Source organism: Streptomyces olindensis (assembly GCF_040645895.1).
In the GTDB taxonomy this organism is placed as follows: Bacteria; Actinomycetota; Actinomycetes; order Streptomycetales; family Streptomycetaceae; genus Streptomyces; species Streptomyces olindensis.
Genome location: NZ_JBEYZD010000097.1, coordinates 1 through 12,684, shown reverse-complemented (window position 1 = coordinate 12,684; position 12,684 = coordinate 1). Strand labels below are relative to the sequence as shown.

At 71.3% G+C, this 12,684-nt stretch carries 10 protein-coding genes and 3 tRNA genes; 9 read left to right on the top strand and 4 right to left on the bottom strand.

Annotated features, from left to right (window positions below; genetic code table 11):
* Positions 1-2 precede the first annotated feature (2 nt).
* The 6 genes from traB to ABZ948_RS37225 all read left to right on the top strand — a co-directional run bounded on the left by traB (position 3) and on the right by ABZ948_RS37225 (position 7,084).
* Positions 3-2,084: a plasmid transfer protein TraB gene (traB, locus tag ABZ948_RS37250; RefSeq protein ID WP_359767290.1), complete on the top strand. Its 2,082-nt coding sequence runs from the start codon at positions 3-5 to the stop codon at positions 2,082-2,084.
* A gap of 155 nt (positions 2,085-2,239) precedes the next feature.
* On the top strand, positions 2,240-2,686 hold the full coding sequence (locus tag ABZ948_RS37245) for a hypothetical protein (RefSeq protein WP_359767288.1): 447 nt from the start codon (positions 2,240-2,242) through the stop codon (positions 2,684-2,686).
* 88 nt (positions 2,687-2,774) lie between these two features.
* Positions 2,775-3,731 carry a bifunctional DNA primase/polymerase gene (locus tag ABZ948_RS37240; RefSeq protein ID WP_359767286.1) on the top strand — a complete coding sequence of 319 codons (957 nt, stop codon included), beginning with the start codon at positions 2,775-2,777 and terminating at the stop codon, positions 3,729-3,731.
* A gap of 343 nt (positions 3,732-4,074) precedes the next feature.
* Complete coding sequence (locus tag ABZ948_RS37235; RefSeq protein ID WP_359767284.1) at positions 4,075-5,454, top strand: DNA primase family protein; 1,380 nt, start codon at positions 4,075-4,077, stop codon at positions 5,452-5,454.
* Positions 5,455-5,684: 230 nt separating this feature from the next.
* On the top strand, positions 5,685-5,882 hold the full coding sequence (locus tag ABZ948_RS37230) for a helix-turn-helix domain-containing protein (RefSeq protein WP_359767282.1): 198 nt from the start codon (positions 5,685-5,687) through the stop codon (positions 5,880-5,882).
* Positions 5,882-7,084, top strand: a complete 1,203-nt coding sequence (locus tag ABZ948_RS37225; RefSeq protein WP_359767280.1) for a site-specific integrase — start codon at positions 5,882-5,884, stop codon at positions 7,082-7,084. The genes ABZ948_RS37230 and ABZ948_RS37225 overlap by 1 nt, the downstream gene beginning before the upstream one ends.
* 91 nt (positions 7,085-7,175) lie before the next feature.
* On the opposite strand, the gene ABZ948_RS37220 is transcribed toward ABZ948_RS37225, so the two are convergent.
* From ABZ948_RS37220 to ABZ948_RS37205, 4 genes are all read right to left on the bottom strand, one after another.
* Positions 7,176-7,249: transfer RNA gene (locus ABZ948_RS37220), tRNA-Phe, on the bottom strand.
* Positions 7,250-7,273: 24 nt separating this feature from the next.
* A tRNA-Asp gene (locus tag ABZ948_RS37215) sits at positions 7,274-7,348 on the bottom strand.
* A gap of 35 nt (positions 7,349-7,383) precedes the next feature.
* Positions 7,384-7,456 (bottom strand) — tRNA-Glu (locus ABZ948_RS37210).
* Positions 7,457-7,536: 80 nt separating this feature from the next.
* On the bottom strand, positions 7,537-9,111 hold the full coding sequence (locus tag ABZ948_RS37205) for a metallophosphoesterase family protein (RefSeq protein WP_359767278.1): 1,575 nt from the start codon (positions 9,109-9,111) through the stop codon (positions 7,537-7,539).
* Between the two features lie 83 nt (positions 9,112-9,194).
* Here ABZ948_RS37205 and ABZ948_RS37200 point away from each other — a divergent pair, with 83 nt between their 5' ends.
* The 3 genes from ABZ948_RS37200 to ABZ948_RS37190 all read left to right on the top strand — a co-directional run bounded on the left by ABZ948_RS37200 (position 9,195) and on the right by ABZ948_RS37190 (position 12,564).
* The gene (locus tag ABZ948_RS37200) at positions 9,195-9,545 is read left to right on the top strand and encodes a metallopeptidase family protein (RefSeq protein WP_359767276.1); all 351 of its coding nucleotides are present in this window, start codon (positions 9,195-9,197) and stop codon (positions 9,543-9,545) included.
* Positions 9,546-9,632: 87 nt separating this feature from the next.
* A complete protein-coding gene (locus ABZ948_RS37195) occupies positions 9,633-10,166 on the top strand; it encodes a hypothetical protein (RefSeq protein WP_359767274.1) in 534 nt (177 codons plus the stop codon).
* 313 nt (positions 10,167-10,479) lie between these two features.
* A complete protein-coding gene (locus tag ABZ948_RS37190; RefSeq protein ID WP_359767273.1) occupies positions 10,480-12,564 on the top strand; it encodes a DEAD/DEAH box helicase in 2,085 nt (694 codons plus the stop codon).
* Positions 12,565-12,684: the final 120 nt, after the last annotated feature.

Here is a 12,684-nt window from a genome sequence, read left to right as displayed (position 1 = left end):
CGATGGCAAGGAACAGCACCGGCCGCCGCGTGCGGCACACCGACTTCCCCGACAACAGTCTGATCGCCGACTACACCGGCCCCGGTCTCCTCCCCGGCCAGTCCACCGGCGGCGGGGTGGGCGCCTACCTCCTGTCCCGGGCGATGCCGCACCTGCCGCCGTGGCTGGCCGCCGCCGGCATCGGCATCACCGGCGGGCTCGGCAGCCTGAAGTGGGAGGAGAGCGCGGCGGCCGGGGTCGGCCTGACCCTCGCCTCCGTCGCGCTCACCGGCGCCACCTGGTGGATGGGCAAGTCCACCACCGCCCAGCGGCGCCTGCACTCCGCCATCACCGTGGCCGCCGCATCCGCATGGACCACGGCCGCGTGCCTGGCCGGACCCACCGCAGGCCCGCTGCCCGACCTGTACCTGATGGGCGCCCCGGCGCTGGCGCTGTCGTGGAACATCCGCATGATCCTGCGCCGCAACGACACCCCCACCGCAGAGAGCGGCGACAAGGGGCTGCTGGAGAAGGTCGGCCTGGCGCGGGCGCAGATCGGCAACGCCAAGGTGGAGCCCAACCGGGTCACCGCCCCGCTCGCGGTGGAGGCCGGTGAGCAGACCAACGACGACGTGTCCAAGGCCCTGGGCCGAATCGCCTCCGCCCTGGACCTGCCCACCTCCGCCGTGCGCTACCAGCCCGATGCCGACTCCTCCCGGCGCGGGGAACTGGTCGTCGTCCCTGAGGACATGCTCGCCGAGGCCGCCTATTGGGAGGGGCCGTCGAACCTGGGCGGCTCGATCGCCGATCCGCTGGTGATCGGCCGCTACGACGACGGCTCCCCGATGTTCCTGTGGCTGCCCGGCGACCCCGAGCAGGGGCGCAACGGCACCCACGTCCTCGTCGCGGGTATGTCGGGCTCCGGCAAGGGCGAGTCTGCTCTGAACCTCCAGACGGAGATCCTGTCCCGGCGGGATGTGCTGCTGTGGCTGTCGGATCCGAAGATGTTCCAGGACTTCCGGCCGCTGCTGCCCGGCATCGACTGGGCCGCCGAGGGCGGCACCCCCACCGAGGTCATGGTGGAAGCGATCCAGGCCGTCATCCCCGCCCGCACCCGCTGGCTGGGCCAGCACAACTACCGCCAGTGGGTCCCCGCGGCTGCCCAGGTGCAGAACGACCCCCAGCACTCGTGCCGGGCCGACGGCCGGGCGTGTGGCTGCACGGGGATGCCGTACCTGGTGGCGTGGATGGAAGAGGCCGCCAGCACCCTGCGCAACCTCGGGGACGACGCCTTCACCGGCATCGCCCAGGAAGCCCGGTCCGCCGGCGTCTCGCTGATCGTGTCCCTGCAGCGGCCGTCCTACGACCAGATGTCCACCAGCACGCGCGCGTCCCTGCCGTCCGTGATCGCGCTCGGCTGCGACCCGCGTGACGAGTCGTTCTCCCTGCCCGACACGGTCCTGGACGCGGGCGCCCATCCCGGCGCCTGGGGCAACCGCCGCCCCGGCTACTGCTACCTCGTCACCCCCGGCATCGACGAGACCCGCTACGCCTCACCCGGCCGCACCTGGGGCTTCGGCCCCAACGCGGTCTCCCTGATGGAGGTCCTCGCCGACTGGGCCCAGCGCAACGGCGCGACCGCCGACCCTGTCACCGCCGGCGCCGCCTCCAGCGTCGCCGGAAACGCCTACACCGGCCGCCCCACCCCCGACGGCACCCCCGCCGGGCACGCCGCCAGGGACGAGGACGACATGGACGACGCCGACTACGGGCCGCTGGTCGACCCCGAGGACGCCGACATCGACCCCGAAGCAGAACTCCCCGAGCCCGAGCAGGGCGACGACGCGCCGATCTTCGGGCAGGACAGCGGGCGTAAGCCGGCGCCGGAAGAGGCGCGGCGCCTGTTCGCTCAGGCGCTGGAGGAGTTCGAGCGGGCCGGGCACATGGTCGTCGGCCCGAAGGACTTCATGGACTGGTGCGACCGGAACAACCTCTCCCGCCCGTGGGTCTCCGCGCGACTCAAGGAGGCCGCCCTGGAGGGCCGCCTGGAGCCGACGAACACCACCGGCCGGTGGCGCATCGTCCCCGCCCTGACGGCCGCCTGACGCCTGACACCGTCACGACCGCCTGACACCCAAACCCCTAGGCACACGCGGTGTCACGCGCTCCTGACACCACCCGCTGACACCCCCTGACACCCACCCACACGGGCCCGCGCCCCCACCGTGGCGCGGGCCCGCCCTCATCCCAGGGAGGCCCCATGAACGCCCCCGAACACCGCACGGCCGTCGAAGTCCACCAGCCGCAGCCCATCACCGTGCACCCGCCGGCGACACCGCTCACCCCCGTCCAGCCGGGCAGCGTCCCGGCCGTGGCGAGCGTGGTCCTGCCCGACGGGCGCGTCGTCACCGGCTACGCCATCGACCCCGTCCAGCCCGAACCCGTCACGGCCAAGTCGGCCGTCTCGCGAACGGCGGTGAACGTCGCCCTCGGCGGCGTCGGGTTCCTCGCCGTATGCGGCGGCCTGCTGCTGCTCACCTCGTTCATCGCCGCCCTGACCGCGTTCGTCACCCAGCTCATCACCCTCGCCGCCGTCATCTTCGGCGGCTGGATCGCCGTGCAGGTGTTCAGCGCGAGCAGGCACCAGGGCGGGACCACGGTCAACATCCGCAAAGCCGTCATCAAGCGCAACCACTTCCACAGCTAGCTACGCCAAGGGCGACCCCCATTCCGCCAAGAACCCGGGGTCGCCCTTGTCCAACCCGTCCTCATCAGACCTGTTGGAGGCCCCCAGCATGACGCAACCCCCCGACATCCGGCGAGCCCCCGACTCGCCGCCGCCCGTGACCGACCTGCTCCGGCTGGAACTGCTGGCCTGGGCGCTGGAAGCAACCCGGCGAAACTGGCGCGTCATCCCACTCCGCCCCGGCGACAAGCGCCCCGCCGGCCACGCCGAACGGCTCTGCTCCGGCACCGGCCGCTGCGCCAACGGGCACAAGACCCCAGAGCAGCGCGCCACCACCGACACCGAGCTGCTCATCGCCGCATGGGCGCATCAGCCGTACAACGTCGGCATCGCGACCGGCCCCTCCGGGCTGCTCGTGGTCGACTTGGACACGCTCAAGCCGCAAGAACCGAAAGGGACGCCTGACGGCGCCGCCAACTTCCAAGCGCTCTGCGAGCGCGCCGGGCAGGCCGTCCCCGACACTTACCGAGTGCGGACCGCACGCGGTGGCGAGCACCTGTACTTCCTCCAACCCCCCGGCGCCCGGCTGCATAACACCGCCGGACGGCTGGCGAAGAAGATCGACACCCGGGGGTGGGGCGGGTACGTCGTCGCCCCCGGCAGCACCACGCCCGACGGCACGTACACCGTCCTGGACGACCGTGACCCCGCACCGCTGCCCGACTGGCTGCACGAGGCCCTGAAGCCCCGTCAGCGGCCCACACCGGCCCCGGCAGGTCCCATCGTGGCCCGTGCCGATGGGTACGCCGCCGCCGCGCTGCGGGGCGAGGTGCACAACGTGGCCACGGCCGCTGATGGCACCCGCAACGCCACCCTCCTGCGGGCCGCGCGAGCACTCGGGCGGCTGGTCGCGTCCGGCGACCTCGACCGGGGGGAGGTTGAGCAGGCTCTTAGTAGGGCGGCAGCGGGCAACGCCACTCAGTCCCAGCGCTACTACGACGACGTCATCGCCCGGGGCCTGGACTGGTCCATCACCCACAACCCGGCCGGCGGGCGAGCGGCATGACCAATCCCCCGCCTACTAAGAGCCTCACCGCCGCCACCTCCCAGCCGCACGCCGCTCCACGGCCTGTGGACACCACGGCCGAGGGCGAGCCGAAAGGCGCCGCCCGCAAGGGCGTCCCAACTGCTCTTCGCCCTGACCCGCAGCGGGCGGACAACCGCCGCATCACGGGGTGGCTGCACATCAGGGCCCCGTACGGCGCACAGCCCAGCGCCCTGTCCACGTGCGAGTGCGGCCGACACCTGCGCGCGTTCGGCGAACGCCGCGTACTCGCCCTGATCGAAGACCACGAAGCCCACGGCGACACCTGCCCGCTCCGCAGCCCCAAGGAAGGGAGGACCGCCGCATGACCGGCACGGAAGAACTGCCCCCACCCTCCAACCCGCTCGCCGTCGCCCGGCGGCTCCTGCCCGCCTGGCAGAGGAACGGACGCCTGATCGTGCGGCGCTGGCGCGGCTCGTGGATGCGCTGGAACGGCACCTGCTGGCGCGAGCTGGACGAAGCCCAAGTCCGCAAGCACATGTACGAGCGGCTGGAGCACGCCGTGTTTCAGGCTCCCGGCAAGGACGGCGAGACCGAGGAACGCGACTGGGCACCCACGAAACCGAAGATCAGCAACCTGCTCGACGCCATGAGCGCCATCACCCTCCTGCCCACCGACACCGACGCCCCCACATGGATCGACGACCACGGGGACACCGGACAGGACCACGGCCCCATCGTGGCCTGTCAGAACGGGTTGCTGCGCATTCGGGACCGGGCACTCCTGCCGCACACCCCGGAGTTCTTCAACCACGTCGCTGTGCCCTTCCCCTACGACCCCGACGCCACCGCACCCACGTGGGAAGGGTTTCTGGCGCAGCTCTGGCCGGACGACCCCGACTCCATCACCGCACTCCAGGAGTGGTTCGGCTACGTCATCTCCGGCCGCACCGACCAACAGAAGATCCTGCTCATGGTCGGCCCCTCCCGCTCCGGCAAGGGCACCATCGCCCGCGTACTGAAATCCCTGGTCGGCAAGGAAAACCTGGCCGGGCCGACGCTCGCCGGACTCGGCACGAACTTCGGCCTGTCCACCCTGGTCGGCAAACCGCTCGCGGTCATCTCCGACGCCCGCCTGGCCGGCAACGACAACAGCCAGGTCGTAGAGCGGCTGCTGACGATCTCCGGTGAAGACACCATCGACGTGGACCGCAAGTACCGCGAGCAGTGGACCGGCAAGCTGCCCACCCGGCTGATGATCCTGTCCAACGAACTGCCGCACTTCGGCGACTCCTCCGGCGTCATCGCCAACCGGTTCATCCTGCTCAGCACCCGCCTGTCATGGCTGGGCAAGGAAGACCCCACACTCACCGACCGGCTCATCGCCGAAATGCCCGGCATCATCAACTGGGCCCTGGAAGGACTCGCCCGCCTGGAACGCGCCGGCCGCATCACCGAACCGGCCTCCAGCCGCGAAGCGATCACCACCATGCGCGACACCGCATCGCCCACCAGCGCCTTCATCCGCGAACGGTGCACCACCGGGCCTGCGTGCACCGTGCCGGTGGACACCCTGTGGACCGTCTGGCGGGAGTGGGCCGAGGACAACAACGTCAAACCCGGCACCAAGCAGGTCTTCGGCCGCAATCTGCTCTCCGTCGTCCCCCAGCTCAACCGCACGCGTCCACGGGCACCCTCCGGGGAGCGGATCGCCACCTACCACGGGATCGCACTCAGCGGGTGATCCCAGAATCCCCCGGGTCGCGGCCCATCGCGGCCCGTCACGTCTGACCTGGGACTTTCCGCACTCCTCATCGCGGCCCATCGCGACCCACGGCTTGGGCCGCGATAGGCCGCAGACCCCCGAGCAAAACCGCAGGTCACAGGCTTGGGCCGCGATGGGCCGCGACCCACAGCATTGTGACGCCAACCACATCCTGAGCCTTTCTCTCCTCACCCCAAGGAGATCTCCGCATGAGCACCGCCCTGCCCACCACACACCAGGCGCTGACGGTCCCGGAGGTCATGGAGGCCCTGCGCCTCAGCCGCTTCAAGGTCTACGACCTCATCCGCTCGAACCAGCTCCAGAGCATCAAGATCGGCCGGTCTCGCAGGGTGCCCGCCGATGCACTCCATGTCTTCATGCAGAACCAGTTGAGGGAGGCCGCCTGATGGCGAAGCGCGCCAACGGCGAAGGCAGCATCACGATCCGCAAGGACGGCACGTACCACGGCCGCGTGTACGTGACGACGACCAGCGGCATCCGCAAGCGCGTCTCGGTCTACGGCAAGACCCGCGACGAGGTGCGCCAGAAGATCACCGAACTCCAGGCGCAGGAGAACCAGGGCATCCCGGTGCCCGACACGAACATGAACCTGGAGGACTACTTGATCTACTGGCTCGCGACCGTGGTGAAGATCAACCGCCGCCCCAAGACCTACCAGGGCTACGAGAGCGTGGTCCGGGTCCACCTGATCCCGGGGCTGGGCCGGAAGAAGATCCGCACCCTGCGGGCCGCCGAGGTCCGGACGTGGCTGGCCCGTGTCGCCTCCGAGTGCCAGTGCTGCAAGCACGGCTGGGACAAGGAACGGCCGGAGCCGCAGTGCTGCGCGACGGGGGAGTGCTGCAAGGCCCTGCTGTCCCGCCGCATGGTGCAGTCCATTCATGCCGTGCTCCGCAACGCCCTCCAGAACGCCGTACGGGAGGAACTGATCGTGCGGAACGTCGCCCAGCTCGTTCAGGTCCCCACGCCCTCGTACGACACCGGGAAGGGGCTCAGCGTCGCTGACGCCCGGCTCCTCATCCGTGAGTCTGCCGAGGACCGGTTGCACGCGCTGTACGTGCTCGCCCTGGTCCTGGGGATGCGCCGTGGGGAGCTGCTCGGGCTGCGCTGGGACGCGGTCGACCTGGACCGGGAAACGCTGATCGTGGAGCGAGCGCTACAGCGCGTCGGCGGTGAGCTGAGGCTGGTCAAGCCCAAGACCCTCGCTTCGGTGCGTACCGTCCCTCTCCCGCCCGTCGTCGTGAAGGCGCTCACCGAGCACCGCGAGCGGCAGGCGCGGGAGCGGGCCGCTGCCGGCATCGAGTGGAAGGAACACGGGCTGATCTTCACGTCCCGTATCGGCACCCCGCTGGAGCCGGACAACCTGCGGCGGAGCTGGCACCCGCTGCGCTCTCGGCTGGGGCTGGAGATCAGGTTCCATGACCTGCGTCACTCCGCTGTGTCGCTCCTGCTTGACCTGGGCGTGCCGCCCCACGTCGTCCGGCAGATCGTCGGCCACAGCGACATCGGGGTGACCATGAAGGTCTACGCTCACGCGTCGCTGGACGAACAGAGGAAGGCGCTCCGGAAGCTTGGGGACACCCTCTCCTGAGGGCGTTGGCGTACCGGTTGGCGTAGACGGCACGAAAGAGCCCCTCTCCGATGGTGACGGAGAGGGGCTCAAGCCCTGGTGAGGGCGGTTGTGGCTGGGGCCGGGGTCGAACCGGCGACCTTCCGCTTTTCAGGCGGACGCTCGTACCAACTGAGCTACCCAGCCACGAGGTTTCACGTGAAACCTCAGCGGTCCTGACGGGATTTGAACCCGCGGCCTCCACCTTGACAGGGTGGCGAGCACTCCAAACTGCTCCACAGGACCAAGCTTCGTACGACAGTGTCGCACAGGGTGGTGCGTGCCCCCAACGGGATTCGAACCCGTGCTACCGCCTTGAAAGGGCGGCGTCCTAGGCCGCTAGACGATGAGGGCTATCGGCCCGCCTGGGCGCTTCTCAGCGCGTCGGGGACGTGAGAAGCATATGGGATGGCGGGAGCTATCGCCAAAACGGTTTAGGAGGAGGGGGAGGGACCGGTCTCCGAGGGGGTGCTCGGGGACGGCTCGGCACCGGGCTGGTTCTCCTCCGGGAGGTGGCGGCTGACCTCGGCCGTCGTGAGGCCCAGGCCGCCCAGCTCGATCTCGTCCCAGGCCTGGAGATGGCGGGTGTCCCGGTCGAAGTAGAGGATCGACGCCTCGATGGGGTCCGGGTGCTTGCCCTCGATGGCGCGCAGGCCGCTGCCGCCCGTGGAGCCCTCGATGCGGAGCCGGGTGCCGTACTTCAGGACCTCCATCTCGTCGTGGTGGAGATGGCCGGCCAGGACCAGGGGGACCTCGCCGTCGACCTCGCGGGCGGCGGAGGGCTCGTGGGCCATGGCGACGTCGACCGGGGTGCCCGCGGTGCGCTGGTCGCGCAGGGCCGTGGCCAGGCGGGCACCGGCCAGCTCCTGGGACTGCTCGGCGCCGGGCTGCTTCGAGCGGTCCGGGGTGAACTGGGGGTCGCCGATGCCCGCGAAACGCAGCCCCTTGATCGTCTCGGCCCGGCCGCCGTCCAGGACGTGCACGTTCTTCAGGCCCTCCATGTACCGCTGGGTGATCATCGAGTCGTGGTTGCCGCGGACCCAGACGTAGGGCGCCCCGAGGTCCTCGATGGGGTCAAGGAAGCCGTTCTCGGCGGCCGTGCCGTGGTCCATCGTGTCGCCCGAGTCGACGATCACATCGACCTTGTACTGCTCCACCAGCGAGGCGATGATCTTCCAGCTCGCCGGGTTCAGATGGATGTCGGAGACGTGCAGCACCCGGATCGTGGAGGGGTCGGGCGCGTAGGCGGGGAGGGTCGAGGTGGCGTCGTAGAGCTTGGTCACGTTGGTGACCAGGCGGGCCAATTCCTTCTGGTAGACGTCGAATTCCGTGACGATGCTGCGCGCGTTGCCGACCAGGGACGGGGCCGAGGTGAGCAGGCCGGAGAACTTCGGCTCCAGGACCGAGTCGGGGCGCCAGGTGGCGTACGCCGTGCCGCCCGAGGCCGCGAGGAGGGTGAGGGCGAGGCCCCCGGCGGCCAGGGCGCGGCGGGGGCGGCGGTAGACCGCGAGGCCGAGGGCGGTGGCGCCGGTGACGACGGCCACGGACGACCGTACGGCCAGGTCGAGGGTGCCGCGGCCGACGTCCTGGGTGACCTCGTCCTGGAGGCCGGAGAGACGCTCGGGGTGGTCGACCAGGGCCTGGGAGCGGTCCGGGTCGAGCTGGTCGACGTTCACGTCCAGGCGGACCGGGGCGAGGTGGCTGTCCAGCTGGAGGGCGCCCAGGGGCGAGATGTTGATCTTCGTGCCGCCGGTGAAGGAGGGGCGCAGCGCCATCGTGGTGTTCATGGGGCCGACCGGCACCCGGACGTTGCCCACGACCAGCAGGCCCAGCCAGGCGCCGAAGAGGACGACGGCCACGAGTCCCGCCGCGCGGGCCCACGGATGGGGCTGCGGCACGAGCTCGATCGTGGTCGGCGCCTGGCGGGAGCGGTAGTGGCGGGCCAGGGCGCGCGGGGCCTTGCGGATCGGATTCAGGACACTCAGGACTGCGGCGGGGACGCGGGCCATTGGTCCCGTATGCCCAAGTCCCGCGCCGGATATGCGACGCCGTAAGGCTCTCGTACGGCGGGGACGTGGCCGACAATGGGCCTGTGCTGGAGATGACGCGCGAGGAGTTCGAGGAGCTGGTCGCCGAGGCGCTCGACCGGATCCCGCTGGAGCTGACGCGACTGATGGACAACGTCGCGGTGTTCGTCGAGGACGAGCCGCCGGCGGACGATCCCGAGTTGCTCGGACTGTACGAGGGGACACCGCTGACGGACCGGGGTGAGTGGTACGCCGGTGTGCTGCCGGACCGGATCACCATCTACCGGAACCCGACCCTGCGGATGTGCGAGTCGCGGGAGGACGTCGTCGCCGAGACGGAGATCACCGTGGTGCACGAGATCGCGCACCACTTCGGCATCGACGACGCGCGCCTTCACGCCCTCGGCTACGGCTGACCGGGTTGTGAATACGGGGCGCGTGTCCTCTTGTGGGCGGCGGGAGTTGGAGGTGTTGACTCCATCACCCTTCCCGGAGGTGGCCCCGTGCGCCCCTTGTTCGTACCCGCCCGCCTGGCCGCCACCGTCGTGGCCGTCGCCGCTGCCGCCGGCTGCATGAGTGTGGGGGACGACGACACGGGCGGGAGCGCCAAGCCCTCGCACTCCGCCGCGCAGCGGGGCGGGGAGGCGCCGGACGGCGGCTCGGCCGTGTCGGGCGGCGCCGGCGGGTTCGGGGCCGCGGCGGCCGACGGTGAGCGCGGGCGCGGCAAGGGCAAGAAGGGGAAGAAGGGCGAGCGCGGCGGGCCCGGCGAGTCGGCGTCGCCCGAGGCGTCGCCGACCCCGGACGCGAGCGCGTCCGCGCCCCGGGGCGGCAAGCCGGTGAAGCCGGCCAAGCCGACGCCGAAGCCGCCGGCGCAGCCCACGCCCACCCGGACGACCGAGCCGGAGCCCACGCCGACGCCGCCCGAGCCGACGACGTCCCCGGAGCCGACGCCGGAGCCGTCGTCGTCCGCGCACGAGCCGCCGGGGACGCAGCTCGCCCAGCGGGAGCCGGCGCCGGAGGCGGGCTCACCGGCGTAGTCCCGCGGGGCGAGCCGGGCGTCCTGCGGGGCGGGCCGGGAGTCGCGCCGGGAACGCTCCGCCGGGAACAAACAGCGCCCGGCGCGCCTTATGGAGACAGCCGTACCAGTCCGGTTTGCCTTGCGGGGCCCGGAGTGCGTATGGTGGCAGATCGTTTGATCCCATCTTGCCCGGCGCCACCGCAGAGCGCGCCGTGTGGCGCGTACTCTCCTTTGCCGTGGTGGACCGCATAGAGGCGGTCGTATTGCGAATCGCGAATCACGGAGTTGACGGGCGCGTGCCGACTTGAGACTCCGGAAGGTTTCGCATTCGCATGTCCATCGCCAGTACTGATCACGTCGTCGTGCCCGAGAACGAGGCCGTCGAAGACGCTCCCGAGATCACCTTCGCCGACCTCGGTCTCCCCGAGGGTGTCGTGCGCAAGCTCGCGCAGAACGGCGTGACCACCCCCTTCCCGATCCAGGCCGCGACCATCCCGGACGCCCTGGCCGGCAAGGACATCCTCGGCCGGGGCCGCACCGGCTCCGGCAAGACCCTGTCGTTCGGTCTGCCGACCCTGGCCACGCTCGCCGGCGGCCGGACCGAGAAGCACAAGCCGCGCGCCGTCATCCTCACGCCGACCCGTGAACTCGCCATGCAGGTCGCCGACGCGCTCCAGCCGTACGGCGATGTCCTCGGCCTGAAGATGAAGGTCGTCTGCGGCGGCACGTCCATGGGCAACCAGATCTACGCCCTGGAGAAGGGCGTCGACATCCTGGTCGCCACGCCCGGCCGGCTGCGCGACATCATCAACCGCGGCGCCTGCTCGCTGGAGAACGTGCAGATCGCCGTTCTCGACGAGGCCGACCAGATGTCGGACCTGGGCTTCATGCCCGAGGTCACCGAACTGCTCGACCAGGTCCCCGCGGGCGGTCAGCGGATGCTGTTCTCCGCGACCATGGAGAACGAGATCAAGACGCTCGTCGACCGGTACCTGGACAACCCGGTCAGCCACGAGGTCGACGCCGCCCAGGGCGCCGTGACGACCATGTCGCACCACATCCTCATCGTGAAGCCCAAGGACAAGGCGCCGGTCACCGCGGCCATCGCCTCTCGCAAGGGCCGCACGATCATCTTCGTCCGCACCCAGCTGGGCGCCGACCGCGTCGCCGAGCAGCTGCGCGACGCCGGTGTGAAGGCCGACGCGCTGCACGGCGGCATGACCCAGGGCGCGCGGACGCGGACCCTGGCCGACTTCAAGGACGGGTACGTCAACGTCCTCGTCGCGACCGACGTCGCCGCGCGCGGCATCCACGTCGACGGCATCGACCTGGTGCTGAACGTGGACCCGGCCGGCGACCACAAGGACTACCTGCACCGCGCGGGCCGTACGGCCCGGGCCGGCCGCACGGGCACGGTCGTGTCGCTGTCGCTGCCGCACCAGCGGCGTCAGATCTTCCGGCTGATGGAGGACGCGGGCGTCGACGCCACGCGCCACATCATCCAGGGCGCGGGCACCTTCGACCCGGAGGTCGCCGAGATCACCGGCGCCCGGTCGATGACCGAGGTCCAGGCCGAGTCGGTGGGCAACGCCGCGCAGCAGGCCGAGCGCGAGGTCGCCCAGCTCACCAAGGAGCTGGAGCGGGCGCAGCGGCGGGCGAACGAGCTGCGCGAGGAGGCCGACCGGCTGCTGGCGCGGGTCACGCGCGAGCGCGGCGAGGAGCCCCAGGCGGCCGGCGAGGCCGCGGAGGTTCCGGCCGGTGTCGAGGTGTCGGTGCCGGAGCAGCCGACCGCGCAGGACGTCGAGCGCGAGGAGCGCGGCGGAGCCGGGCGTGACCGGTACGCCGACCGTGACCGGTCCTTCGACCGTGACCGTGGTGACCGCTCCTTCGACCGTGACCGGGGTGGCCGGTCCTTCGACCGCGACCGCGACCGTGACCGTGGCGGGCGTTCGTTCGAGCGTCGTGACGACCGCGGTGGGTTCAACCGCGACCGTGACCGGGACCGCGACCGTGACCGGGACCGGGACCGTGGGGGTCGTTCCTTCGACCGTGACCGTGGCGGCTTCCGCCGGGACGACCGGGCGGACCGGGGCGACCGCGGTGAGCGCGGCGGCTTCCGTCGTGACGACCGGGGCGGCCGTTCCTTCGAGCGCCGTGACGACCGTGGCGGGCGTTCGTTCGAGCGTCGTGACGACCGCGGTGGCTTCAACCGCGACCGTGACCGCGGCGGCTTCCGCCGGGACGAGCGCGGTGGGCACCGGGGCAGCGACCGTCCCTTCAACCGGGACCGCCGCGACGACCGTCCGGGCTTCCGCTCCGGCGGGCACGACCGTCCGTACGGCCGTCGTGACGACCACCGCGGCGGCGGTTCCTTCCAGCGCCGCGAGGACAAGCCGCGCTGGAAGCGCAACGGCTGACACACCCGCGTGAAGAGCGCCGTGGCCCACCAAGCACCCGCCGCCGCTCCCCGGGCGCCAGCACCGCGTCCTGCACGGCCGCGGGCGCCCGCCCGTGCACCTGGAGCACCTCCACACCGC

What these genes read in the sequence shown, in the direction of transcription:
- traB (WP_359767290.1), top strand. Translation starts at nt 3, where the DNA reads ATGGCAAGGAACAGCACCGGCCGCCGCGTGCGGCACACCGACTTCCCC.
- ABZ948_RS37245 (WP_359767288.1), top strand. Translation starts at nt 2,240, where the DNA reads ATGAACGCCCCCGAACACCGCACGGCCGTCGAAGTCCACCAGCCGCAG.
- ABZ948_RS37240 (WP_359767286.1), top strand. Translation starts at nt 2,775, where the DNA reads ATGACGCAACCCCCCGACATCCGGCGAGCCCCCGACTCGCCGCCGCCC.
- ABZ948_RS37235 (WP_359767284.1), top strand. Translation starts at nt 4,075, where the DNA reads ATGACCGGCACGGAAGAACTGCCCCCACCCTCCAACCCGCTCGCCGTC.
- ABZ948_RS37230 (WP_359767282.1), top strand. Translation starts at nt 5,685, where the DNA reads ATGAGCACCGCCCTGCCCACCACACACCAGGCGCTGACGGTCCCGGAG.
- ABZ948_RS37225 (WP_359767280.1), top strand. Translation starts at nt 5,882, where the DNA reads ATGGCGAAGCGCGCCAACGGCGAAGGCAGCATCACGATCCGCAAGGAC.
- ABZ948_RS37205 (WP_359767278.1), bottom strand. Translation starts at nt 9,111, where the DNA reads ATGGCCCGCGTCCCCGCCGCAGTCCTGAGTGTCCTGAATCCGATCCGC.
- ABZ948_RS37190 (WP_359767273.1), top strand. Translation starts at nt 10,480, where the DNA reads ATGTCCATCGCCAGTACTGATCACGTCGTCGTGCCCGAGAACGAGGCC.